This window comes from Cognatiluteimonas profundi (assembly GCF_009792795.1).
Classification (GTDB): domain Bacteria; phylum Pseudomonadota; class Gammaproteobacteria; order Xanthomonadales; family Xanthomonadaceae; genus Cognatiluteimonas; species Cognatiluteimonas profundi.
The window spans coordinates 561107-586163 of the sequence record NZ_VKHQ01000004.1 but is presented as its reverse complement, the minus strand read 5'-3'; the positions used below and the strand labels follow the sequence as shown (position 1 = coordinate 586163).

Genomic DNA, 25057 nt, shown 5'->3' with positions numbered 1-25057 from the left:
GTGTCAGTAATACAGCGTGACCAGGTGCCGGGCCTGGGCGAAGAACAGCCAGCGTTCGACGAAGGCGCCGCCCATCGACGACACCGCGGCGGCAGCGAACCAGGCCGCACCGCCGCCGTTGAACCAGACGAACAGCAGGCAGGCGATCGGCAACAGCGCGAACAACACCGTGGCGAGCCAGCGCAAGGGCGTTGCCTGCCGGCGTGCCAGCACGAACGCCATTTCGCGGGTCAGGTAATTGGCTTCGGTATGCGGTCGCTCGAACACCGTGACCGTGCGCGCCGGCAGACCCACCGCGTCGCCGCGCGTTGCCGGCAGCGCCGTGCGATCGATGTCGCGCCAGTAGAGCCATTTGCAGGTTGCCAGGCCGATCGCCCCGAGTCCGGCGAGCATCAGCCAAGGCGTGCGAGTCGGCGCATGCAGCAGGGCGAGCGCGCTCAATCCGCCGCACAACAGCGCGAACAGCAGGTACATCGGCACCACCAGGCGATGGCGCCAGGCCGGTATCGGCTTGAGGCAGGCGTAGATCATTGCGGTGCAGGCCACCGTGGCCAGCGCGCTCGCGATCAATGCCAGTGCGACCAGCCGTCCCACCAGGTTGAGTGCGACCACGCTGCCGCTGGCGTCCGCGCTGATCATGCCGGGCAGCAAGGCGACCGCCAGCAGCAGCGCCGGCACGTAGGTCAGCAGCGATGCCACGCCTTCGCGCGACAGCCATGACGTGCGCCATTGCGACAATGCACGCCACGCACGCCGCGGCTTGCCCAGGTGCGCGAGCGAGCTCAGCAGGCCGGCGCTCACCAGCGCCAGCGCCACCGCGAGCGACACCAGCAGCGGCCGCGCGGGTTGCCCCAGCAGCGCAGCCAGCGCCGTCCACGCGAGCAGGCCATAGCCGGCGCCGGACAGCGTGGTGAAGAAGATGACCGACAGCGCGGGGTTCATGCGGTGCGACCCGGAACCCGGCAGGGCGCTGCATGTCGCCGAACGGAGTCCAACGAAGCGATCTCCTTCGCCGCCGCGCCGACCGAAGTCAAACGATGCGATCCCCTTCGCCACGCCGCCGCGCGCCGCGCCGAATGGAGTCCAACGAAGCGATCTTCTTCGCCGCGCCGCCGCGCGCCATGGCGTTGCGCCGACACCGAATGGTTCATCGACGCAGGATCCGGGTCAACCAACTCGGCGCCACTGGATTGTCCGCTGTCTCGACCACCGCCTCCTCGCCGCCCACTCGCCGCGTTCGCGGTGGCAGGTAACGGTTGACCGGCTGGTAACCCAGTTCCGGCATCAGCGCGACGCCACCACGCTCGGCGACGAGCTTCGACACCGCCGAATCTGGATCGCCGAGGTCGCCGAAGTGCCGCGCGCGCGTCGGGCACACCTGCACGCAGGCGGGTTCGCGCTCGGCTTCGGGCAGGTTCTCGTTGTAGATGCGGTCCACGCACAGCGTGCATTTCTTCATGACGCCTTCGACCGGCGACATCTCACGCGCGCCGTAGGGACAGGCCCACGCGCACAGGCCGCAACCGATGCACTTGTCCTCGTCGACCAGCACGATGCCGTCCTCGCCACGCTTGTAGCTGGCGCCGGTCGGGCACACGGTGACGCAGGCCGGCGTCTCGCAGTGCAGGCAGGAACGTGGGAAATGCAGGGTCTGTGCCGGTTGTGCCGCCACCGGCGTCGCGCCGCCGCAGGCGCTGGTCGCTTCCAGCTCGTAGCTGTGCACGCGGTTGAACCAGACGCCGCTGGGCTCCTTTCCGTAGGGATCGCTGTCGGTCAGCGGGCCGGCGATGCCACCGGCATTCCACTCCTTGCAGCCGACCGCGCAGGCGTGGCAGCCGACGCAGGTGTCCAGGTCGATGACCAGCCCGAGCTTCTTGCGCGATGGCGGCGGCAGGCTGGTCATGGACGCTTCCTGTCCGGGCGCGCCTTGCTGGCGTGTTGGCGATTGCGCATGCCAGCGCCGTAACGCAGCGGCGAATCCTTGGCCGTGGCGAACGCCAGCGGTGCGAACTGCGGCGCGCTCTCGCCGCCGGCTGGCGCCGTCGCCTTGCCGATGGACACGCGCAGATCGAACCATGCCGCCTGCCCGGTCACCGGATCGGCATTGGCGTAATCGCCGCGCGGGGTGATGTCGGAAATCAGGTGGTTGAGCAGGAAACCCTTGCCCGCCTCGGGCGCGTCCTTGGCCAGCGCCCACGCACGCTTGCGCTTGCCGATCGCATTCCAGCTCCACACGGTGTCGGGCTGCACGTTGGCGGCGAACTTCGCCTGCACGGTGATGCTGCCGTGGTGCGAGGTGACGTGGATCCAGTCCTCGTCCGTGATGCCGAAGCGCATGCCGGTATCCGGGTGCAGGTAGAGCCAGTTGCGGGTGGCGATCTGTCGCGACCAGGCGTTCTGCGAACCCCAGGCGTGGTACATGAACATCGGGCGTTGCGTCACCGCGCTCAGCGGGAACGCATCCGCACCGGTCTGTTCGCCCTCGAAGGGCTCGTACCAGATCGGCAGCGGATCGAAATAGGTCGCCACGCGCGTGCGGTGTTCGGCCGGCGGCTGCACCGCACCGTGGCCGTTGGCGGCCAGCCGGAACTTCTGCAGCGTCTCCGAATACAGCTGCATCACGATCGGCTCGGTGCCGCCGACGAAGCCGAATCGCCGGGCCCATTCCAGGTAACCGCGATTGGCCATCTTGTAATAGCGCGCATGCGCGGGGAGTTCCTCGCGCCAGTAGCCGTTGTTGGCGATGTAGGCGTCGAGTTGGCGCGGATTGGGCGCGCCCTTGCCGGACTGGCTGCCGTCGACGCCGCGCCAGCCGGCGAGGGTGCCGACGCCCGGCGAGCGTTCGTGGCGCACCAGGTAATCGGCGTAGTCGGCGTACAGCGGCGAGCCGTCCGCGTGCACCATCCCCGGCAGTCCCAGTCGCGCGCCCAGGTCGAGCAGCGCCGACTGGAAACCGCGCACGTCGCGCCCCTCAGCCTGCGTGGCGGGATCGAAGATCGGGTGGCGGATCGCATCGGCGACGCCGTCGGCATCGGTGATGGGACGATCGAGCAACGACAGCGCGTCGAAGCGTTCCAGGTAGGTCGTGTCCGGCAACACGAGGTCGGCATACGCGACCATCTCCGATGCGTAGGCGTCGGAGTAGATGATGTGCGGGATGCGATACGCGCCGTCGGCATCCTTGTCGGTGAGCCAGTGCATCGTCTCGCGCGGGTTCATCGCGGAGTTCCAGCTCATGTTGGCCATGAACAGCAGCAGCGTGTCGATGCGTTGCGCGCCGTCGGCCTGCGCATTGGCGGCGTGCGCATTGCGGATCACCGTGTGCAGCATGCCGTGCGCGGCCAGCGGATAGGCCCAGGAGAACGCATGGTCGATGCGGCGTGGGCCACCGTCGGCATCGACCAGCAGGTCCTCGGGTCCATGCACGAAACCGAGCGGGCCGGCGTCGAGCGCGCCGTTGTCCCCGCGCGCGCGCCCGGGACGGTTGCCCGGCGGAATCGGCTTGGGGTAAGGCGGCTGGAAGCGGAACGACCCCGGCGTGTCGACCGCGCCCAGCAACAGTTGCAGCAGGTGCAGCGCGCGACAGGTGTGGAAGCCGTTGCTGTGCGCGCTGATGCCGCGCATCGCGTGCATGGACACCGGGCGTCCGACCATCTCGGCGTGCTCGCGTCCCCAGCTGTCGGTCCACGCGATCGGCAGGCTGACGTTGCTGTCGAATGCGGCGGCAGCCAGCTCGCGCGCGATGCGGCGGATGGTGTCGGCGGGAATGCCGCAGCGTTCGCTGACGGCGTCGGGCGAATACCGTGGATCGAGATAGCGATCGGCGACCAGCTGGAACACCGGCACCGCGCTGCGGCCGTCGGGCAACGTGAATTCGCCGACGATCGCCGGGTTGATGTCGACTGCGCCGGCGTCGCATGCAGCACCCGCACCGTTGTCCCAGCATTGCGGCTGGCCCGCCGCATCGCGCGCGAACAGGCCGTCGTCGCTTGCGCCGGGATTGCGCACGACCAGCCAGTGCGCGTTGGCGTAACGCACCAGGTAGTCCAGGTCGATGCGGTCGTGGCGCAGCAGTTCGTGGATCAGCGCGAACGCGAACAGGCCGTCGGTGCCGGGCCGGATGCCGATCCATTCATCGGCGATGGCGCCATAGCCACTGCGCACCGGGTTGATCGCGACGACCTTGGCGCCGCGCGCCTTGAGCTTGCCCAGGCCGAGCTTGATCGGATTGGAATCGTGGTCTTCGGCCACGCCCCACAGCATCAGATAGCGCGTGTGCTCCCAGTCCGGCTCGCCGAATTCCCAGAAGCTGCCGCCCAGCGTGTAGAGGCCGGCGGCGGCCATGTTCACCGAGCAGAAGCCACCGTGCGCGGCGTAGTTGATGGTGCCGAACTGCTGCGCCCACCAGCCGGTCAGCGCCTGCGACTGGTCGCGTCCGGTGAAGAACGCGAGCTCGTCCGGATTGCGCGCGCGCACCGGCGCCAGCCAGTCGGTCGCCAGCTGCAGCGCGTCCTCCCATTCGATCTCGCGGAACTCGCCGCTGCCGCGCTCGCCCACGCGCAGCATCGGCTTGTTCAATCGCGCCGGCGAGTAGTGCTGCATGATCCCTGCCGCGCCCTTCGCGCACAGCACGCCGCGGTTGACCGGGTGTTCGGGATTGCCCTGGATGTAGCGGATCCGGCCGTCGGCCAGCCACACCTTGATGCCGCAGCGGCAGGCGCACATGTAGCACGTCGTGGTCCTGACCTCGTCGCCGGGCGACGGCGAGAGGTTGAGCTGGGGTTCGCGCATGCGGGCATTGTGCCGCGCCGCGCCGGGCAAAGACACGGATGGCGTCGGCGATCTTCGTGCAGCCCGCGACGCCCGTGCAGGCGCGACGACGACGCGACGGCTCGTGGTGCCGGTTGGCGTGCGCTTATTGCGGCGGTTCGACCTGGATCGTCGGATCGTTGAAGCGCGAGTAATTGGTCGTGCTGGTCACGGTCTTGCCCTGCATCAGGCTGGCGACCTGGATCCGCACCGGCAGGCCGTCGCCATTGAGCCACATCGTCACGTCCGTGGGCCGGGGTTGTTCGTGGTGCACCAGGTATTTGCGCGCTGGCGCCCCGTCGATCGTGTCGCTTCCCTGCGCCTGCACCGTCATGCCGGCCTCGCTCTGCGCAAGCTTCGCCGGATCACGCCATTGCGTGAGCGTGCCCTTGGGCATCGGCATTTTCATCGTCCGGCCCTGCACGTGCATGTACATGGTGTCGCCGATGATGATCTGCGTGCCCATCGGCGTCTGCATCCGGAAGCGATCCGGTGCGACGAAGTCGATCTCGTGGCGGCCCATCATGCCGCCCGGACCGCCTTCGAAGTCCATCGTGGCGTGATAGCTGCGCACGGCCACGAAGCGGTCCATCGAGGCCTTGATCGCATCCCTGGGATCGGGCAGTGGATTGAGGTCCCCCGCGATCCGCGCCAGCGTCGATGGCTTGCCTGCCGGCGGTGCAGCGGACGGTGCAGTCGATGGCGCAGCGGGCGAGGCGCCGGTGGCGTCGCTGGCCGGCGGCGTCGCCGGTTTGCAGGCCGCCAGCGCACAGGCGGCGATCAGAGAGAGCGTGAGGGCGCGGCTGATCATGCACGGCTCCGATGGCGGTCGATGCCGGATACCAACGCGGCGCGGGCACCGGAACCGGACACGGAGCTTGCGCGGACGCGCCATAATCGCCCGCATGGACCGTTACGAACGCATTCTCGCCCTGCACCGCACCCTGAAGTCCGCGCGCTATCCGGTGACGGTGCCGCGCCTGCAGGAAGAACTGGGGTGTTCGCGCGCCACGGTCTATCGCGACCTGGCCTTCCTGCGCGACGCGCTGATGGCGCCGGTCGTCGGCGATGGCGAGGCGGGCTTCCGCTACGACGCCAGCGAAGGCGATCGCTTCGAGCTGCCCGGCCTGTGGCTCAACTCGGAAGAGCTGCATGCGCTGCTGGCGACCCAGCAACTGTTGTCGCGCAGCAGCGAAGGCATGCTCTCCAGCGCGCTGGCGCCATTGCAGCAGCGCATCGAGAAGCTGCTCGACGAGCATTCGACCGGCAAGCGCTGGCCGGTGGAGCGCGTGCGCGTCATCCCGCATCGCCTGCGGCGCATGGACGAGCATGCATTCCGCGCGGTGTGCTCGGCCGTGCTCGAGCGCAGGCAGCTCGCCTTCGAGTACCGCGCGCGCTCCACCGACGAGCGCACCCGGCGCACGGTGTCGCCGCAGCGGGTCACCCATTACCGCGACAACTGGTACCTGGATGCCTGGGACCACGACCGCGAGGCGCTGCGCAGCTTTTCCGTCGACCGCATCAGCGCCGCGCGCGTGCTCGATGCGCCGGCGCGCGACATCGCAGAGTCCGAGCTCGACACCCACCTGTCCGGCAGCTACGGCATTTTTTCCGGCCCGCCCAAGGGCTGGGCGACGATCGTCTTCAGCGCCAAGTCGGCGCGCTGGGTCGCCGACGAGCATTGGCACTCGCAGCAGCAGGGGCGCTTCCTGCCCGATGGCCGCTATGAGCTGAAGGTGCCGTACAGCGCGGCCCGCGAACTGTTGATGGACGTGCTGCATTACGGCAGCGATGCCGAGATCGTCGAACCGCCGTCGCTGCGCGAGCAGGCGCGCTCGCTGCTGTCGCTGGCGTTGAGCCACTACGACCGATGACCACCGACGTCGGCGGCATCGCGCCAGCGCCGCATGCCGGCGAGAAGGTGGCGCTGGTGCTGGGTGCCGGCGGCGCGCGTGGATGGGCGCAGATCGGCGTGATCGAGGCGCTCGAGGCACGCGGGCTGGAGATCACCACCGTGGCCGGTTCATCCAGCGGCGCGCTGGTCGGCGGCATCTACGCGGCCGGCAAGCTGCCGGAGTTCCGCGAGCAGCTGGTGCGGATGCAGCGACGGCATTTCCTGCGCCTGCTCGACCCGGTGCTGGGGCGTGCCGGCTTGTTCAGCGGCAACCGGCTGGTGCACAGCATGCGCGAGCTCGTTGGCAACCCGCACATCGAATCGCTGCCGATCCGGTTCACCGCGGTCGCGGTCGACCTGCAACGCCAGCGCGAGGTCTGGCTGCAACGCGGGCCGTTGTGGGATGCCATCCGCGCATCGTTCGCGATCCCCGGCCTGTTCACCCCGCACGCGGTGCATGGCCGCGAGCTCGTCGACGGCGGCCTGCTGGCGCCGCTGCCCATCGCCGCCACGCGCCTGTCCGATGCGCATCGGCTGATCGCCGTGGACATGCACGGCTGGCCGCAGCGACCACCGGGTGAGCCGGCGCGCGCCAACGGCGAGGACAGCGGCGGTGAGTCCGTCGGCGACCGCGTCGGCGACTGGTTCGAGCGCACGCTGGGAAACGGCGATGCGCCCGATCACGGCATCGGCCTGAGCGAGATGATGGCGCGCGCGCTGGACACGATGCAGGCGCAGATCGCGCGCGTGCAGATGGCGCTGGATCCGCCCGAGATGGTCATCCGCATCCCGCGCGATGCCTGCCTGTTCTACGAATTCTGGCGCGCCGCCGAACTGATCGACATCGGGCGCATGCAGGCCGAAAAAGCGCTGGACGCCGCCGGCTACTGAGCCGGCATCACTCGTCGTTGGGCCGCTCGAAGCCCAGCGCGCCGACCTGGTCGGGCGATTGCGGCACGCGCCACAACCGGTCGCGATTGACGCCATATCCGGACAGCTTGCGCAGCAAGCCCTGGTAGGTGCTGTCGTCCATGGCCGGACTGCGCGCGAAGATCCAGGCCAGGTCGCGCTTGGGCGTGGTCACCAGCATCCACGCGCCATCGGGGGCGACCTCGAGGATGCGCTGGGTCGCCGGCACCACGCGGTAGAAGCGCAGGCGCCAGTCGCGATTGCCGGTTCCCGGGATCACCGTGGCCACCGCCTCCAGCGTCTTGACCGGCGCGTGGAAACCGGTGCGGTAGGTGTAATGCACGGAGATCCTGCCGTCCGGCCGCAGCGCGTAGTCGTCGTGCGACCAGACATGCCCGCGCTCGGTGAAGTAGGGCACGTGCCCGATCACGTACCACGTGCCCATCACCGATTGCAGCGGCAGGTCTGGGCCCGTTGCGACCGGTGGCGCCGACGCGCAGCCGGCGAGGGTGCACAGCATCAGCAGGGCGAGCAGCGACAGGTTGCGGGAATTGGCCACGTTGACTCCATTCAGGTCCGGAAGCATGTGTCGACAGCAGGCGAAGATGGTGTCAACGCGCGGGCCTGGTGGCAATCGCAGCCCATGAGAAACCCGACGGCCATTCTGGCGGCACATCATGACCCGGGAGTGACCGCCATGCCTGTCTTCCATCAATCGACCCGTGCGCCGGATCCGCGCCTGGAGCACCTGTTGCGTCGGAGCGTCCTGGTCGCCGGCGTGCTCGTGCTCTGCGTTCCACTGGCGCGCGGGGACAGCGTCTGGTTCGGATCGATCCCGTTGTGGTTGCTGGGCATGCCGCTGGTGAGCTGGTGGTCGCTGCACCGGTTCCGCTTGCCGCGCCCGCCGCGAGCCGCGACTGGAATGAGCCGACGCCGCGGTCGCACGGTGCAGGCACGTCGGTACGGCGGCAATCGCGAGGCCGGCCGCCTGGCGCGCGCCGCATAGGCCCAAGGCGGGCGACTGGGCGAGGCGCGTGCTAGCGTTTGCGGCGACCACGACAATGTGAGCTGCCGGTGCCAGCACCCGATCGACTCCGTCGCCTGCCCGCCCTGATGCTGGGCCTGTCGATCGCCTGCGGTGCAGCCGCGGCCCTGCCCCAGCCCAAGGACACCATGCCCGCGAACAGCAACGATCCCCATGCCTGGCTGGAGGATGTCACCGGCGCAAAACCATTGGAGTGGGTGCACGCGCAGAACGCGCGCACCGATGCCGAACTCGCCGGCACGCCCGCCTTCGCGCAATCCGAGGCGAGCCTGCGCGCGATCCTGGATTCGCGCGAGAAGATCCCCGACGTCGACAAGATCGGCGCGTACTACTACAACTTCTGGAAGGACGCCGACCACGAGCGCGGCCTCTGGCGACGCACGACGCTGGACGAATACCGCAAGCCGCAGCCGCAGTGGGAGACCGTGATCGACCTGGACGCGCTCGGCGCCGCCGAGGGCGAGAAATGGGTCTGGCATGGCGCCGACTGCCTGAAGCCGGCGTACGCGCGCTGCCTGGTCGCGCTGTCGCGCGGCGGCAGCGATGCGGATGTCACCCGCGAGTTCGACCTCACCAGCAAGCAGTGGGTGAAGGACGGTTTCTTCCGCCCCGAGGCCAAGGGCTCGCTGGGCTGGATCGACAAGGACAGCGTGTACGTCGGCACCGACTTCGGCCCGGATGCTGACGGCACGAGTGCGATGACGGCCTCCGGCTATCCGCGCATCGCCAAGCAGTGGCGACGCGGCACGCCCATGTCCTCAGCGAGCCTGGTCTACGCCGGCAAGCCATCGGACCTGGCGATCAGCGCGATCCACGACACGACGCCGGGGTTCGAGCGCGACTTCGTCAGCCGCGCGCTGGATTTCTACAGCGACGAGCTCTACCTGCGCGGCAAGGACGGCATCCTGGCCAAGGTCGACGTGCCGGATTCGGTGATCAAGGCCGTGCACCGCGAATGGCTGACGCTGCAGCTGCGCGATCCGTGGACGCTCGACGACAGGACCTACGCCGCCGGCTCGCTGCTCGTCGCGCGCTTCGACGATTTCATGGCCGGCAGGCGCGCGGTCGAGGTGCTGTTCGAGCCGAGTGCGTCGACCTCGCTGGAGAGCGTCACCTGGACGCGGCACCACCTCGTGCTGAACGTGCTGGACGACGTCAAGAACCGGCTCTCGGTACTGACGCCGGGCGCGGACGGCTGGACGCGCAGCGCCTTCGTCGGCGCGCCGGCATTCGGCACGCTCGGCGTGCGCGCGGTCGATGCCGACGACAGCGATGCGGTCTGGCTGGCCGCGACCGACTACCTGACACCCAGCACGCTGGCCCTGGCCGAACTGTCGGCCGGCACGCACGGCCAGGCGCCGGAAGTGCTGAAGACGATGCCGACGTTCTTCGACGCATCGCGCGACGTGATCGAACAGCACTTCGCGGTGTCCAGGGACGGCACCAGGGTGCCATACTTCCTGGTGCGGCCGAAGGATCTCGCGCTGGACGGCACGGCGCCGACGCTGCTCTACGGTTATGGCGGATTCGAAGTCTCGCTGACGCCGGGATATTCGGGAACCGTCGGCAAGGGCTGGCTGGAACAGACCGATCACGGCGGCGGCGGCGTGTACGCGGTCGCCAACATCCGCGGCGGTGGCGAATACGGCCCGCGCTGGCACCAGGCCGCGTTGAAGCAGAACCGGCACAAGGCCTACGAGGACTTCGCCGCGGTCGCGCAGGACCTGGTCGCGCGCAGGATCACCTCGCCCGCGCACCTGGGCATCATGGGCGGCAGCAACGGCGGCCTGCTGGTCGGCAACATGCTCACGCAATACCCGCAACTGTTCGGCGCCGTCGTCGTGCAGGTGCCGCTGCTGGACATGAAGCGCTACAGCCACCTGCTCGCCGGCGCCTCGTGGATGGCCGAATACGGCGATCCGGATACCGCCGACTGGGATTACATCCGCACGTTCTCGCCCTACCAGTTGTTCGACCCCGCGCGAGACTATCCGCCGACTTTCCTGTGGACGACGACGCGCGACGACCGCGTGCATCCCGCGCATGCGCGCAAGATGGCGGCGAAGATGCTGGCCGCCGGCAAGGACGTGCGCTATTTCGAGAACACCGAAGGCGGACATGGCGCCGGCGCCACCAACCAGCAGGCGGCGCATGTGTGGGCGTTGACGTATGCGTTTTTGTGGAAGGAGTTGAAGTAGGCGATTCAACTCATCTTTCTTTCTCCGTGCGGGGGCTGTTGCCTGCGGCGCTGTTAAACGCTTTCGCCGTTGGCGAGTTACTTTTCTTTGCAAGCGCCCAAAGAAAAGTAACCAAAAGAAAGGGCGCTTTCCCGATCAGGGCTCACTTCACTTGGCGGAGGCAGTCGTGATTTTCCGACTCGCCATCCTGGCTCGGTCGGCGCACCTATATGAGTGCTCGGCGCGCGTCCTGCGCGCCGCCCTCCGGGTCTGCGGAGTGCAGCAGTGCCCACCCATCTTTAGCGTCAAAGGCGTCAAAGCCGGCAACGGAGACGCATATGCGACGTTGCCTGGTTTGGCCGATGTGCGAGCTCTTCGTAGGAGCTGCGTCAGCTGCGACCGTATGACTCGATGTTCATGGAGGCCGCAACCGGGCGGATCGCCGTCGCAGCTCAAGCAGCTCCTGCAGTAGCCAGTGTGTTGTCGACGCCAGCGGCGAGGTGCCCGGACACCAGCATTCCTGCTCTGGCTGCTAGAGATGCCAATCGCACCGACAACTGCGCCCACCCGGAGGGCGGCGCACATGGATGTGCGCCGTTTTCCGACCGAGCCAGGATGGCGAGTCGGAAAATCGCCACTGCCTCCGACAGATAAAGTTAGCTCTGATCGGGAAAGCGCCCTTTCTTTTGGTTACTTTTCTTTGGGCGCCTGCAAAGAAAAGTAACTCGCCAACGGCGAAAGCGTTTAAAGCGCCGCAGGCAACATCAAACCCAACCGGCTTTCCCCAATCACCAGCCACCCGCTAAGCTGACACCGTCACCCACGATGCCTGCCTGCGTGACACCCCCACTGCCAACCGGTTGCGCCCCATGAGCCTGATCCCGTCCGACCGCCTGCCTCCGGATGTCGAGAAGAAACCGCACGTCGTGCGTGCGCCGTTCGGTGCGACGCGCGAGGACGAGTACTACTGGCTGCGCGACGACACCCGCACGCAACCGGAGATGCTGGCCTACCTGCAGGCCGAGAACGCCCACGCCGATGCGCTGATGGCGCCGCTCAAGCCGCTGCAGGAGGCGTTGTACGAGGAGATCGTCGGCCGCATCAAGCAGGACGACAGCTCGGTGCCGTATCGCGAGCGCGGTTACTGGTACTACACGCGCTTCGAGACCGGCCAGGACTACCCGATCCACGCGCGTCGCAAGGGCAGCATGGATGCCGCCGAGGAAATCCTGCTGGACGTCAATGCCATGGCGCGCGGCAAGGAGTATTTCAGCGTCGGCGACTACGCCGTCAGCCAGGACAACATGCAGTTGGCGTGGGCCGAGGACGACGTCGGCCGCCGCCAGTACACGGTCCGCTTCCGCGACCTGGCCAGCGGCAGGGACCATCCGGACACGATCACCGGCGTCTCGGCCAACATCATCTGGGCCGACGACAACCGCACGATCTTCCATGTCGAGAACGACCCGCTCACGCTGCTGACGGTGCGCGTGAAAAAGCACGTGCTGGGCACGCCGTCCGGCAGCGACACGCTGGTCTACGAGGAGCGCGACGACAGCTTCTACATGGGCATCGACCGCAGTCGCGACGACCGCTACATCTGCATCAGCGTCGAGAGCACGGTGTCCAGCGAAGTGCGCTATGCCCCGGCGGCGGACCCACGAGAGTTCCGCGTGCTGGCGCCACGCGCGCGCGACGTCGAATACCAGGCCGACCATCTGCACGACCGCTGGGTCATCCGCACCAACGCTGGCGGTGCGACCAACTTCAAGCTGGTCACGGCGGCCTCGGATGCCAGCACGCGCGCGCAGTGGCAGGAGTGGGTGCCGCATCGCGACGACGTCTACGTCGACGGCTATGAGTTGTTCGACGGATTCACCGCCATCGCCGAGCGCTCGGGCGGACTGGAACGCCTGCGGCTGCTGCGCGTGGGCGACGACGCGAGCGCCGGGGAATTCGTCGGCGCCGACGAGCCTGCGTACGCGATGGGCCTGGACATCAATGCCGAGCCCGACACGGCGTTGTTGCGCTACAGCTACACCTCGCTCACCACGCCTGCCACCACCTACGAGCTCGACACCCGCACCGGCGAGCGCCGCCTGCTCAAGCGCCAGCCGGTGATCGGCTACGACCCGGCGCGCTACGTCACCGAGCGGCTGTGGGCGACGGCGCGCGACGGCGTGCGGGTTCCGGTGTCGGTGGTCTACCGCAAGGGATTCGAGAAGGACGGCACCGCCGCGCTGCTGCAATACGCCTACGGCAGCTATGGCCATTCGACCGACCCGGCCTTCAACCTGCCGGTGGTCAGCCTGCTGGATCGCGGCATGGTCTATGCCATCGCGCATATCCGCGGCGGCGAGGAAATGGGCCGCGCCTGGTACGACGACGGCAAGCTGCTGCGCAAGAAGAACACCTTCACTGACTTCATCGATGTCACCGGCTTCCTGGTGCAGCAGGGTTATGCGGCCGCCGACCGCGTCGCTGCCTACGGCGGCAGCGCCGGCGGACTGCTGATGGGCGCGATCGCGAACATGGCGCCCGAGCGCTATCGCGCGCTGCTGTCGCAGGTGCCGTTCGTGGATGTCGTCACCACCATGCTCGATGCCAGCATCCCGCTGACCACCAACGAATACGACGAATGGGGCAACCCGGAGCAGCGCGCGTTCTACGACTACATGCTGTCGTACTCGCCTTACGACAACCTGGCGGCACGCGACTACCCGGCGATGTTCATCGGCACCGGGCTGTGGGACTCGCAGGTGCAGTACTGGGAGCCGGCCAAGTACGTGGCGCGCCTGCGCGACGTGGCCACCTCGCCGCATCCGGTGCTGCTGCGCACCAACATGGATGCCGGCCATGGCGGCAAGTCCGGACGCTTCCGCCGCTATCGCGAACTCGCCGAGATGTACGCGTTCCTGCTCGACCAGCTCGCCGTCACCAGCGCGCCGTCGCGATGAGCGGCCGCTATACTCGGCCGATGACCGCCATCACCCGCATCGTCACCGCCGCCGCGCTGCTGGCCTGCCTTGCCGCCTGCGGCAACAAGGGTCCGCTGGTGCATCCATCGCAGCCGCAGGCCGAGGCCGTCCCGGCGCCGGCCACGTCCACGGCCGTGCCCATGCCGCCGGCGACCGACACCCTGCCGCCGGCCGATTCCACGCCGCCGCCCAGTGCCGACCCGGCTGGCGCGGTGCCGCCTGCGTCTCCACCCGCCGGCGGCGGCAACGGCTGACCGATGCCCGCGCCACGCGCGCTGCGCTTCAGCAAGATGCATGGCGCCGGCAACGACTTCGTCGTGCTGGACCTGCGCGACGGCCAATCGCCACCCACGCCCGACTGCAGCCGCGTCCTCGCCGACCGCCACACCGGCGTCGGCTGCGACCAGATCCTGACGATCGAGCCGGCGCGCAGCGCACAGGCCGTCGCCAGTTACCGCATCTGGAATGCCGACGGCAGTGCCGCCGGCCAATGCGGCAATGGCGCGCGCTGCATCGCGGCCTGGCTGGTGCGCGATGGCGCCGTCGCCGGCGACCGCTTCCTGCTCGACAGCCCATCGGGCACGCATGCGGTCGAACGCATCGGCGACGCCGGCTTCCGCATCGCGATGGGCGTGCCGGACTTCGCGCCGCGGGCACTGCCGCTGCTGGGCTTCGAGCGCGAACAGGACGCCTACACACTCGACATCGGCGCCACGCGCGTGGAATTCGGCGCGGTGTCGATGGGTAATCCGCACGTGCTGGTCGAGGTCGCCGACATCGCGACGGCGCCGCTGGCCACGCTCGGTCCGACGCTGCAGGCGCACGCCGCGTTCCCGCAATCGGTGAACGTCGGCTTCGCGCAGGTCGTCGCGCGCGACCGCATCCGCCTGCGCGTGTTCGAGCGCGGCGCCGGCGAGACGCTGGCCTGCGGCAGTGGCGCCTGCGCCGCGGTCGCGATCCTCGTGCGTCGTGGCCGTGTGGATCGCGACGTCGCCGTCGATTTGCCAGGCGGCACGCTGCAGGTCGGCTGGCGCGACGCACGGGCGCCGATCACAATGGCCGGACCGGCCGCATTCGTCTACGAAGGGGAATTTCCCGCATGAATCCATTGCACGCGAGGCCGGCATGAGCGACACCGAAAAGCTCGGCGCGCACGAAATCGCCGCCTGGTTGCGCCGGCATCCGGCCTTCCTGCAGCAGTTCCCCGATCTGGCGATCAGCATGGTGGTGCCGCGCGAGCAGGGTCCGGCCGCATCCCTGGCCAGTTACCAGCTCGACGTGCTGCGCGACAAGAACCGCGAGCTGTCGCGGCGCCTGCAGGAGTTGTTCGCGACCGCGCAGGAGAACGAACGCCTCGCGGTGCGCACCCACCAGCTCACGCTGGCATTGCTCAAGCAGGCTGATGCCGCCGGCACCGTCCGCGCGATGGCGGCGTCGCTGGCCGAGGATTTCCAGGGCGACCTGGTGCGCATCGTGCTGTTCGAGGCAATCGCAGGGCTGGACGAACCCGACTGGTTGCAGGTGATCGCGGCGGACGATGCGCGCTTGGCGCCCTTCCGCGATGCGCTGGCGACCGACGAGCCGATCTGTGGCCGCCTGCACCCGGACAAGAACGCGCTGTTGTACGGCGTTCGCGCCGGCGACGTGCAGTCCAGCGCACTGCTGCCCTTGCCCGGCATCGGCCTGCTGGCCGTCGGCAGCCACGATCCCAACCGCTTCTTCCCCGGCATGGGCACGCTGTTCCTGCGGATGATGGGCGAAGCGCTGGCGACCGCCCTGCACCGGTTCGATGGCTGAATCGCGGCAGCGGGTGGGATCCGATCCGTCCGTCGCGGCGACGGCCGTTGCGGCGACGCCTGCGCTGGTCGATGGATTCCTCGGTCACCTGGCCGTCGAGCGCCAGGTGTCGGCGCACACGCTGGACGCCTATCGCCGCGATCTCTGCGCGCTGGACCAGTGGGCGCAGGCGCAGCAGCAGTCGTTGACGCAGCTGGATGCCGAACACCTGCGCGCGTTCGTCGCCAGCGAGCACCGGCGCGGGCTCGCGCCGAAAAGCCTGCAGCGTCGCCTGTCGGCCTGTCGCAGCTTCTACCGCTGGCTGCTGCGCCACGGCCGCATCGCCGCCAGCCCGGCCGCCGCCATCCGTGCACCGAAGGCGCCGCGCAAGCTGCCGCATGTGCTCGACGCCGACGAGGCCGCGCGGCTGGTGGAAGTTCCAACCGACGTGCCGCTTGGCCTGCGCGATCGCGCGCTGCTGGAGCTGTTCTATTCGTCGGGCCTGCGCCTGTCCGAACTGTGCGCCTTGCGCTGGCGTGACCTGGACCTCGCCGACGGGCTGGTCACGGTGCTGGGCAAGGGCCGCAAGCAGCGCAGCGTGCCGGTCGGATCGCATGCGCGCACGGCACTGGCCGCGTGGCGCGACGCGCAACAGCCGACCAGCGACGCGCCGATCTTCCCCGGCCGCAATGGGCCGATCGGGCCGCGCGCCGTGCAGCTGCGGCTGCGCCAGCTCGCACAGCGGCAGGGCCTGTTCAAGCGCGTGCACCCGCATCTGTTGCGGCATTCCTTCGCCAGCCACGTGCTCGAATCCTCCGGCGACCTGCGCGGCGTGCAGGAGCTGCTCGGGCACGCCGACATCGCCACCACCCAGATCTACACGCACCTGGATTTCCAGCACCTGGCCAAGGTCTACGATGCCGCGCATCCGCGTGCAAAGCGCAAGCGCTGAGGCGATGGATCCGGATCGACGCGCGGGCCACGCTAAAATGCGCGCATGAGCACTCCCGAACGCTCCCGCCTGGGCCAGAGCGTCGATTACCCCCGCACCTACGATCCCGGCCTGCTGTTCGCCATCGCGCGCGCGGCGGGACGCGAATCACTGGGCCTCGCCGGCGCATTGCCGTTCACCGGCGCGGATCGCTGGAATGCCTACGAGCTTGGCTGGCTGGATCCGCGCGGCAAGCCCTGCGTGGCAACCGCGACCGTCGAGGTGCCGGCCGATTCACCCAACCTGATCGAGTCCAAGTCGCTCAAGCTGTACCTGAATTCGCTCAACGCGGCCCACTTCGATTCCGCCGAAGCAGCGCGCGCGCGCATTGCCGGGGACCTGGCTGCCTGCGCGGGTGCGGAGGTCCACGTCGCTTGGGGGCTGCCGCCGATCACGGCGGACGTCAGCATCGGCATCGACGCCCAGGAGCTCGACGTCAGCGACTACGGCCCCCCCAACCCGGGCCATCTCGCGGCCAGCGACATGGACGTCGCCACCGAGACGTTGCGATCGGACCTGCTCAAGTCCAACTGTCCGGTGACCGGACAGCCCGACTGGGCCAGCGTGCGCATCGCCTATCGCGGACCCCGGATCGACCGCGCCGGACTGTTGCGTTACCTGGTGTCCTTCCGCGAGCACTGCGAATTCCACGAGCAGTGCGTCGAGCGCATCTTCATCGACCTCCTGCAGCGTTGCCGGCCGCAGTCGCTGTCGGTGGAGGCGCGCTACACGCGTCGCGGCGGACTGGACATCAATCCCTGGCGGGCCACCGCCAACCATGCGGTTCCCGCCTGGGGACGCGATCCCCGACAGTAGGCCGGCGTGCTTCACGCCGAAGCGATGCTGGCTTAACAGGGGACGTGGGAGCCTGCCATGCGCAACCACGCGCGCAGGAGTCCAGCATGTCCCCGCAGAATCCCAAAGACCTGTCGTTGCAGCCGAGCAGCGGCCTTGGTTCCAGCCCTGATTTCTCCAACGTGCAGGGCCACGCCGACACGGTGCCGGCGGCTGGCCGCAGCCCCGAGTTCGCCAACGTGCAGGGGCATGCCGACACCGTGCCGGCAACGGGCGGCGGGAGCGGCGGCGGCGCCAGCTACACCGTGCAGAAGGGCGACACCCTGTCGCACATCGCGCAGCACCATTACGGCAAGGCCAGCCACTGGCACGCCATCTTCGAGGCCAATCGCGACCAGCTCGATGATCCGGACAGGATCCGCCCCGGCCAGGTGCTCAAGCTGCCGCCCCTCGACGGCTGATGTCGCCCTGGAATCGCCGCAACGTTTTTCCCGCAACCATTGGAGTTCCGACATGACACACAAGACACTGCATCTCGCGATCGCAGCCGCGCTGTTCGCCACGCTGGCAGTGGCCGGTTGCAAGAAACGCGAACCCGCCGAGACCGCCGGCGCACCGGCCGCGAGTGCCACGGCGACCATGCCCGCGCCTGCTGCAACCATGGCCGAACCGATGCCCGCCGCCACCACGGCGATGCCATCGGCCGCGACCACGCTTGCCGTCACCACGGTGGACCTGGGCAACGCCATTGGCGCCGACAACCGCATCGCGATGCCGATGACCAGCTTCGCCAAGACCGACACCATCCACGCATCCGTCGCCACCGATGGCCCGGGCGGCAACCTCACCGGCAAATGGACGATGGGCGACAAGGTGGTCGACACCCAGAGCAAGACCGTTGCCGCCGGCCCGCAGGTGACCGAGTTCAGCATCAGCAAGCCCGATGGCTGGCCGGTCGGCCACTACAAGCTGGAGGTGTCATCGGATGGCAACTCGCTGCAGACCCGCGAGTTCGACATCAAGTAGGACACGCAGGCGATTGCTCGAAGGACGGGTGCGGCCACTGGTCGCGCCCGTCTTTTTTTGTGGCCGCACAGACGGCCCGATCGCGACACGCAACAAGCGGGCGGCAACCTGCCGCTACCATGGACGGCTGCCGACAGGAGTTCCACCGTGCCCAGCCTTCCCGATGACGACGCGATCGAGCGCCTGGCGCAGTTGCTCGAGCAGCGCGCCGTGCCCTTCCGCGGATTCAACCTGGAGGCGCTCGACGGCTACCTGTCGGCGCTGGTGCTGTCGCCCGAGCCGGTGCCGGCGGCCGAATGGCAACCGCCGGTGTGGGGTTCGCCGCCGCGCTGGGACAGTGCCGACGAAGCCGCGCAGGTCGATGCGCTGTTGCAGGATCAATGGCACCTGGCCACGCAACGCGTGTGCTTCGAAGGCGACGAGTTGCCGGAACTGCTGGCGCCGCTGCTGTGGCTGCCGGAGGATCCCGAGGCCGAGGACGACGATGCGCTGGACGTCGGCCGCGACTGGGCATTCGGGTTCTTTCGCGGCGTCGAGCTGCGCGAGGCGGCCTGGGAGCGCTGGCTCGACGCGAACGACTGGGTCGATGCGATCTTCGTGCTGCTCGACCAGCTCGCCAGCGGCGAGATCCTGGCCGAGGATCCGACGGTCACGCCCACGCCGATCAGCTACCGGCAGCGACTGGACATCATCGGCAGCCTGCCGGCGATGCTGGCCGACCTGCAGCGACACCGGATCGATGCATTGACGCCGCGCGAGCCGCTGCGCCGCGACGCGACCCCGGAGCGCAATGCGCCCTGTCCCTGCGGCAGCGGCCGCAAATTCAAGAAATGCTGCGGCGCCTGAGGCGCACTGCCCCGCGCTGATCCCGGTTTGCCGCTGACGCATTTTGCGGCGACCGGCGCGAACCGCGACAATGGCCGACTTGCCGCGCATTGCCCGGCGTTCCACTCGGAGACCCCATGAGCCTCGTTCCCCCCGCCGCCGGCGACCGCATCCGCAAGACCCCGACCGGCCTGTCCGTGCCGGATCGCCCGATCGTCCCCTTCATCGAAGGCGATGGCACCGGTCCCGACATCTGGCGCGCCAGCGTGCGCGTGCTCGATGCCGCGGTGGCCAAGGCCTACGGCGGGAAAAAGCAGATCGAATGGATGGAAGTCCTTGCCGGCGAGAAGGCCTTCAACGCCACCGGCAACTGGCTGCCGGATGAGACCGTCGCCGCCTGCCGCGAATACCTGGTGTCGATCAAGGGCCCGCTGACCACGCCCGTCGGTGGCGGCATCCGTTCGCTCAACGTCGCGCTGCGGCAGATGCTCGACCTGTTCGTGTGCCTGCGCCCGGTACGCTGGTTCGAAGGCGTGCCCTCGCCGGTGAAGAAGCCCGGCGACGTCGACATGGTGATCTTCCGCGAGAACACCGAGGACATCTACGCCGGCATCGAGTTCGAGCCGGGCAGCGCCGACGCGCAGAAGGTACTGGACTTCCTCCAGCAGAACTTTCCCAAGCCCTTCGACAAGATCCGCTTCGGCACCGCGCAGAAGAACGCCGAGTGGCTGGCGACGCTCGAAGGCATCGGCGCGCCGCACCGCGAGCTGCCGGTGCAGGTCGGCGTGGGCATCAAGCCGGTGTCGTACCTGGGCACCGAGCGCCTGGTGCATGCGGCCATCGGCTACGCGATCGAGAACAAGCGCAAGTCGGTGACCCTGGTGCACAAGGGCAACATCATGAAGTTCACCGAGGGCGCGTTCCGCGACTTCGGTTACCAGGTCGCGCGCGATTTCTTCGGCGCGGTCGAGCTGGACGGCGGACCCTGGCACGTGATCCCGGAAGGCAAGCCGGGCGCGGGCCTGGTCATCAAGGACGCGATCGCCGATGCCTTCCTGCAGCAGATCCTGCTGCGCCCGAAGGATTACGACGTCTGCGCCACGCTCAACCTCAACGGCGATTACCTGTCCGACGCGCTCGCCGCGCAGGTCGGCGGCATCGGCATCGCGCCGGGTGCCAACATCAACTACGTCACCGGCCACGCGGTGTTCGAGGCCACCCATGGCACCGCGCCGAAATACGCCGGGCTGGACAAGGTCAATCCCGGCTCGCTGATCCTGTCGGGCGAGATGATGCTGCGCTACATGGGCTGGACCGAAGCGGCCGACGCGATCATCGCCGCGATGGACAAGGCGATCGCCAGCAAGCACGTCACCTACGATTTCGCGCGGCTGATGGACGGGGCGACGGAAGTGAAGTGCAGCGAGTTCGCGGATACGATGATTGCGATGATGTAAGTTCGCGCTTGCCTGCGCTGATCGCTTGAAATGTTGGCGGGTGGTTTGCGGACCACTCGCCAATTTTTTTGCGCGGAACGTTTGTGAGTTGACGGAAGTCGCGGGTTACTTGCCTGCGGCGCTTTAAACGCTTTCGCCGTTGGCGAGTTACTTTTCTTTGATGGCGCCCAAAGAAAAGTAACCAAAAGAAAGGGCGCTTCCCCGATCAGGGCTCACTTCACGTGGCGGAGGCAGTCGTGATTTTCCGACTCGCCATCCTGGCTCGATCGGAAAACGGCGCGCGTCCTGCGCGCCGCCCTCCGGGTCTGCGGAATGCGGAAGTGACTGCGCATCTTTAGCGTCAACGGCGTCAACGGCGTCAACGGCGTCAACGGCGTCAACGGATACGCATATGCGGCGTTGCCGGATTTGGCGATGTACGAGCTCTTCGTAGGAGCTGCGTCAGCTGCGACCGTATGACTCGATGTTCATGGAGGCCGCAACCTGCCGGATCGCCGTCGCAGCTCAAGCAGTTCCTGCAGTAGCCAGTGTATTGTCGACGCCAGCGGCGAGGTGCCCGGACACCAGCATTCCTGCTCTGGCTGCTAGAGATGCCAATCGCACCGACAACTGCGCCCACCCGGAGGGCGGCGCACATGGATGTGCGCCGTTTTCAGTCGAGCCAGGATGGCGAGTCTGAAAATGGCCGAGCCACTCGCCAACCAAAGTGAGCCCTGATCGGGGAAGCGCCCTTTCTTTTGGTTACTTTTCTTTGGGCGCCTGCAAAGAAAAGTAACTCGCCAACGGCGAAAGCGTTTCAACAGCGCCGCAGGCAAGCAACTACATCCCTCAACCGCAGCGCCCCGCCACACACCCCACCTACGGCAGCGACTGCGCATCGTTCGCGCCGTCGCCAAACCACTGCCTCGACAGCACCCGATTGCCCAGCGCCGGCGCGATCTCGGCCGCGGCGGTACGGGCGCCGTATTCCTCGCGCGCGGTGGCTTCGGTGCGCTCCACGGTGGTGAGGTGCCCGTGCAGGAACAGCAAGCCCTTGAAGAGGTTCATGGTCGACTCCGTGTGGGTTGTGGGCAGTGGCGTGTGCACTGCCTTGTTGAAGTGCGCACAAGATAGGTGCAGGCTTTCGCCGGGAAAAGCGACGATTCTGCAAGCAAGCCTTGAATTTCCCTCAACCTGAGGTCCGCCGATGAGCCGTCCGCCGCTGCACGCGCTGCAGGGCTTCGTCGCCGCCGCGCGCAGCGGCAACCTGACCCGCGCCGCGGATTCGCTGCATGTCACGGTCAGCGCGCTGAGCCACCAGATCCGCGGCCTCGAGGAGCGCATGGGCCGACGGTTGTTCGTGCGCTCGGCGCGCGGGGTCGCGCTGACCGGCGACGGGCGGCAGTTGTTCGATCGCGTCGCGGTGCATTTCGATGCGCTCGAACACGCGCTGCAACCGTTCGGGGTGCGGCGCGACGACGTGCTGACGCTGTCGCTGATGCCGTCCTTCGCCGCGAGCTGGCTGGTGCCGCGGCTGCCGCGCTTCCTCGCCGCGCATCCGCAGCTGGAGATCAACCTGCAGTCGACGTCGACGCTGGTGGATTTCGACAGGGAGACGGATGTGGATGCGGCGGTGCGTTTCGGCCGCGGGCAATATCCCGGGCTGCAGGCGGTGCACCTGCTCGACGACTGGGTCACGCCCACCGCCAGTCCGGCTCTGATCGAGCGGCTTGGCATGCCGACCCTGGAGACGCTCGACCGCTACCCGCTGCTGGGCGCGCCGGGCGGACGCTGGAGCGAGTGGTTCGCGCAGTTCGGCGGCACGCCGCCCCGGCGCTTCGTCGCCACCTTCGATGATTCGGACACCCTGCATCGCGCGGCGTCGGAAGGGCTCGGCATCGCCCTGGGCCGGCTGACCCTGGCACGGCCACTGGTCGACTCCGGGCGCCTGCTGCTGCCATTCGCGCAACGGCTGAAGGCCGAGTTCGCGCACTACCTGGTGTACCCGGCGCGCTCGGCGACCCATGCCGGCCTGCTTGCGCTGCGCGAGTGGCTGCTGGCCGAGGCGGCCGTGGCCGCCGATCCCGCAGTCGGGCCCCGGCCGCGAGCCCGGCGGGGCCCGTCCCGGGTCGCCGCGCCCCAGGCGAAATCCCGCCAGCGCCCGCTGCCGCCGACATGCTGATCCTGTTCAACAAGCCCTACGGGGTGCTCTGCCAGTTCACCGACCGCAGCACGCCGCCGCGGCCGACACTGGCCAGCTTCGGCCTGCCGCCACTGGTGTACCCGGCCGGACGGCTGGACTTCGACTCCGAAGGCCTGCTGCTGCTCACCGATGACGGCGAGCTGGCGCACCGGCTGACCGATCCCGGGCACAAACAGCCCAAGACCTACCGGGTGCAGGTCGAAGGCAGTCCGAGCCCGGCGCAGCTGGCCGCGCTGCGCGACGGGATCGCCCTCAAGGACGGCCTGACCCGTCCGGCGCTCGCGCGGCAGATCGATCCGCCGGCGCTATGGCCGCGACAGCCACCGATCCGGGAGCGCAGGCACATCCCCACGGCCTGGCTGGAGCTCACGATCCGCGAAGGTCGCAATCGCCAGATCCGGCGGATGACGGCTGCCGTGGGCCTGCCGACCTTGCGGCTGGTGCGCGTGGCGGTCGGTCCCTGGCAACTGGGATCGCTGGAACCGGGCGCCTGGGCGGAGGTCAGAACATCCTGAACGATTCAGCGCTGGCGCCGGAGGGCCTGCGGGATTCAGACTGAACCTGATACGTTTCGCCCTCCGCCGGCGTACTGTTTCACGGCCACATCACCGGACATCACCTGACCCATGCCCAATTCCGGCCCTGGCTCCGGCCGCATCCTGGTTGTCGACGACCAGCCCGCCAACCTGCGGGCGGTCAGCACCCTGTTGAGCCGGTTCGGCTATGAGGTGATCACCGCCGGCACCGGCGAAGCCGCGCTCGCGCTGGCGCTGGAACAGATTCCCGACCTGATGCTGCTGGACATGATGATGCCCGGCATGGATGGATTCGAACTGCTGGGTCGGATCAAGCAGCATCCCGAACTCACGCGCCTGCCCGCGATCTTCCTGACCGCGGCGCAGGATCGACAGCTGCTGCTGCGCGCGTTCGACGCCGGCGCGGTCGACTACGTCACCAAGCCCTTCATGCCGGAGGAGTTGCTGGCGCGCGTCCACGCGCACTTGGGACTCAAGCTGACCCGCGATCGACTCGAGCGCGTCGCCCGCGAACGCCAGGAGCTGGTCAACCTGGTCGCGCACGACCTGAAGAATCCGCTGAGCAGCGTGCTGTTCGCCAGCGACGTGCTGCGCAACGACGGCTGCAAGCCCGAGCGCATCCCGCGCTACCTGGAAATGATCCACGAGAGCGCCGCCGACGCGATCGGCTATATCCGCCGTTACCTGGAGATGCAGGCCGCGCATAGCGGCGCCCCGCAGGTGGCGGCGTCGGTGTCGCTGCAGGAAGTGCTGGCATGGCTGGCCGGGCGCTACGAGCTGCAACTGGAAAGCCGCGGCATGCGCCTGGAGATCCGCGGCGCCGACGACGGCAGCAAGGTGGCGATCGATGGGCTGGTGTTGCGCCAGGTCGTCGAAAACCTGATCAGCAATGCGATGAAGTACGCGCCGGGCAGCGTGGTCGAGCTCTACGTCCGCACGGCGTCGCCGGGATTCCGCCAGTTGTACATCGAGGATCGCGGCCCGGGCATCCCAGCGGCGCGACAGCGCGAACTGTTCAAGCCGTTCACGCGCCTGTCGGAGACGGACCCGTCCGATGGCTTGTCGAGCGGACTGGGCCTGGCCCTGGCCAAGCAGATCCTCGCCGGCAGCGGCAGCCAGTTGTGGTACGAGGATCGCGAAGGCGGCGGGGCGCGCTTCGTGGTCGAACTGCCGGTGGCGCCAGCGTCGTAACGGCGCTTGCCGCGAAGTAACGACAGTCCGCGATGACGGCCCCGATCGGGTGCCGCCATCGCGCGCCAACACTCAGGTTTCGGCGGGCTGCGCGCGGGTGCGGCGGCTGCTGCTGCGGCGGCGATTGGCATTGCCGTTGACGCGCTTGGCTTCCACGCGCGTCGCCTTGCCTTCGATGGCGCCATCCTCGGCCTGCTTCGCGCGCCGGTGCGCGGCATACCAAAGCAGTCCCGCGCCAGCTGCGGCGGCAACGGCGACCACCGGGTTGCGGCGGACGAAGCGCGTGGCCACGCGCGAACCGGTCTTCAGCACGCCGAGCGCGGCGCCGGTCTCGATCCACTTCATCGCACGATCCGGCACGCGATCCTTGATGCCGTCGCCAACATGGGACGCCAGCTCCATCGCACGTTCGGGCAGTCGGGTCAGGTTATTCATCGGGTGTCGCCTCGGCGGTGTGGACAGACAC

24 protein-coding genes are annotated in these 25057 nt (G+C 68.3%); 17 read left to right on the top strand and 7 right to left on the bottom strand.

The features are described 5' to 3' along the window. Positions 1-3: 3 nt before the first annotated feature. From GST15_RS09250 to GST15_RS09235, 4 genes are all read right to left on the bottom strand, one after another. A complete protein-coding gene (locus tag GST15_RS09250; RefSeq protein WP_159016952.1) occupies positions 4-942 on the bottom strand; it encodes a dimethyl sulfoxide reductase anchor subunit family protein in 939 nt (312 codons plus the stop codon). A gap of 205 nt (positions 943-1147) precedes the next feature. Further along, positions 1148-1903 (bottom strand): 4Fe-4S dicluster domain-containing protein, encoded by a 756-nt coding sequence (locus GST15_RS09245; RefSeq protein ID WP_159016951.1) that lies wholly within the window; start codon positions 1901-1903, stop codon positions 1148-1150. Next, positions 1900-4791: a molybdopterin oxidoreductase family protein gene (locus tag GST15_RS09240; RefSeq protein ID WP_159016950.1), complete on the bottom strand. Its 2892-nt coding sequence runs from the start codon at positions 4789-4791 to the stop codon at positions 1900-1902. The genes GST15_RS09245 and GST15_RS09240 overlap by 4 nt, the downstream gene beginning before the upstream one ends. 124 nt (positions 4792-4915) lie before the next feature. Next, entirely contained in the window at positions 4916-5620 is a 705-nt protein-coding gene (locus GST15_RS09235; protein ID WP_159016949.1) for a LolA-like protein, read from the bottom strand. A gap of 94 nt (positions 5621-5714) precedes the next feature. On the opposite strand from GST15_RS09235, the gene GST15_RS09230 reads away from it, so the two are divergent. Next, on the top strand, positions 5715-6683 hold the full coding sequence (locus tag GST15_RS09230) for a helix-turn-helix transcriptional regulator (protein ID WP_159016948.1): 969 nt from the start codon (positions 5715-5717) through the stop codon (positions 6681-6683). Then, positions 6680-7594, top strand: coding sequence for a patatin-like phospholipase family protein (locus GST15_RS09225; protein ID WP_159016947.1), 915 nt, complete (start codon positions 6680-6682; stop codon positions 7592-7594). The genes GST15_RS09230 and GST15_RS09225 overlap by 4 nt, the downstream gene beginning before the upstream one ends. A 7-nt stretch (positions 7595-7601) precedes the next feature. On the opposite strand, the gene GST15_RS09220 is transcribed toward GST15_RS09225, so the two are convergent. Further along, positions 7602-8171: a lipocalin family protein gene (locus tag GST15_RS09220; protein ID WP_233263123.1), complete on the bottom strand. Its 570-nt coding sequence runs from the start codon at positions 8169-8171 to the stop codon at positions 7602-7604. Between the two features lie 138 nt (positions 8172-8309). On the opposite strand from GST15_RS09220, the gene GST15_RS09215 reads away from it, so the two are divergent. The 12 genes from GST15_RS09215 (at position 8310) to icd (ending at position 20682) form a co-directional block, all read left to right on the top strand. Then, entirely contained in the window at positions 8310-8618 is a 309-nt protein-coding gene (locus tag GST15_RS09215) for a hypothetical protein (RefSeq protein ID WP_159016945.1), read from the top strand. Between the two features lie 107 nt (positions 8619-8725). Then, positions 8726-10855 (top strand): prolyl oligopeptidase family serine peptidase, encoded by a 2130-nt coding sequence (locus GST15_RS09210; RefSeq protein ID WP_159017135.1) that lies wholly within the window; start codon positions 8726-8728, stop codon positions 10853-10855. Positions 10856-11703: 848 nt separating this feature from the next. Continuing rightward, on the top strand, positions 11704-13791 hold the full coding sequence (locus GST15_RS09205) for a S9 family peptidase (protein WP_159016944.1): 2088 nt from the start codon (positions 11704-11706) through the stop codon (positions 13789-13791). Between the two features lie 20 nt (positions 13792-13811). Then, positions 13812-14066, top strand: coding sequence for an LPS translocon maturation chaperone LptM (lptM, locus tag GST15_RS09200; protein WP_159016943.1), 255 nt, complete (start codon positions 13812-13814; stop codon positions 14064-14066). Positions 14067-14069: 3 nt separating this feature from the next. Beyond that, complete coding sequence (gene dapF / locus GST15_RS09195; protein ID WP_159016942.1) at positions 14070-14915, top strand: diaminopimelate epimerase; 846 nt, start codon at positions 14070-14072, stop codon at positions 14913-14915. 22 nt (positions 14916-14937) lie between these two features. Continuing rightward, positions 14938-15609, top strand: a complete 672-nt coding sequence (locus tag GST15_RS09190) for a DUF484 family protein (RefSeq protein ID WP_159016941.1) — start codon at positions 14938-14940, stop codon at positions 15607-15609. Continuing rightward, positions 15602-16540 carry a tyrosine recombinase XerC gene (gene xerC, locus GST15_RS09185; RefSeq protein WP_159016940.1) on the top strand — a complete coding sequence of 313 codons (939 nt, stop codon included), beginning with the start codon at positions 15602-15604 and terminating at the stop codon, positions 16538-16540. Before GST15_RS09190 ends, xerC begins: the two co-directional genes overlap by 8 nt. Before the next feature lie 45 nt (positions 16541-16585). Beyond that, positions 16586-17395 (top strand): NADPH-dependent 7-cyano-7-deazaguanine reductase QueF, encoded by an 810-nt coding sequence (queF, locus tag GST15_RS09180; protein WP_159016939.1) that lies wholly within the window; start codon positions 16586-16588, stop codon positions 17393-17395. An 86-nt stretch (positions 17396-17481) separates the two neighbouring features. After that, complete coding sequence (locus GST15_RS09175; protein WP_159016938.1) at positions 17482-17835, top strand: LysM peptidoglycan-binding domain-containing protein; 354 nt, start codon at positions 17482-17484, stop codon at positions 17833-17835. Positions 17836-17887: 52 nt separating this feature from the next. Then, a complete protein-coding gene (locus GST15_RS09170) occupies positions 17888-18400 on the top strand; it encodes a hypothetical protein (protein WP_159016937.1) in 513 nt (170 codons plus the stop codon). A gap of 147 nt (positions 18401-18547) precedes the next feature. Further along, positions 18548-19246, top strand: coding sequence for a UPF0149 family protein (locus GST15_RS09165; protein ID WP_159016936.1), 699 nt, complete (start codon positions 18548-18550; stop codon positions 19244-19246). A 116-nt stretch (positions 19247-19362) separates the two neighbouring features. Beyond that, positions 19363-20682, top strand: a complete 1320-nt coding sequence (gene icd / locus GST15_RS09160; RefSeq protein ID WP_159016935.1) for an isocitrate dehydrogenase (NADP(+)) — start codon at positions 19363-19365, stop codon at positions 20680-20682. A gap of 858 nt (positions 20683-21540) precedes the next feature. On the opposite strand, the gene GST15_RS09155 is transcribed toward icd, so the two are convergent. After that, positions 21541-21729: a hypothetical protein gene (locus tag GST15_RS09155; RefSeq protein WP_159016934.1), complete on the bottom strand. Its 189-nt coding sequence runs from the start codon at positions 21727-21729 to the stop codon at positions 21541-21543. 139 nt (positions 21730-21868) lie between these two features. On the opposite strand from GST15_RS09155, the gene GST15_RS09150 reads away from it, so the two are divergent. From GST15_RS09150 to GST15_RS09140, 3 genes are all read left to right on the top strand, one after another. Then, positions 21869-22843, top strand: coding sequence for a LysR substrate-binding domain-containing protein (locus GST15_RS09150; RefSeq protein ID WP_159016933.1), 975 nt, complete (start codon positions 21869-21871; stop codon positions 22841-22843). Further along, positions 22837-23379, top strand: a complete 543-nt coding sequence (locus GST15_RS09145) for a pseudouridine synthase (RefSeq protein ID WP_159016932.1) — start codon at positions 22837-22839, stop codon at positions 23377-23379. Before GST15_RS09150 ends, GST15_RS09145 begins: the two co-directional genes overlap by 7 nt. A 111-nt stretch (positions 23380-23490) precedes the next feature. After that, positions 23491-24591 carry a hybrid sensor histidine kinase/response regulator gene (locus GST15_RS09140; RefSeq protein ID WP_159016931.1) on the top strand — a complete coding sequence of 367 codons (1101 nt, stop codon included), beginning with the start codon at positions 23491-23493 and terminating at the stop codon, positions 24589-24591. Between the two features lie 72 nt (positions 24592-24663). Here the strand turns inward: GST15_RS09140 and GST15_RS09135 are convergent, their stop codons facing one another. Next, positions 24664-25026, bottom strand: coding sequence for a hypothetical protein (locus GST15_RS09135; RefSeq protein WP_159016930.1), 363 nt, complete (start codon positions 25024-25026; stop codon positions 24664-24666). Positions 25027-25057: the final 31 nt, after the last annotated feature.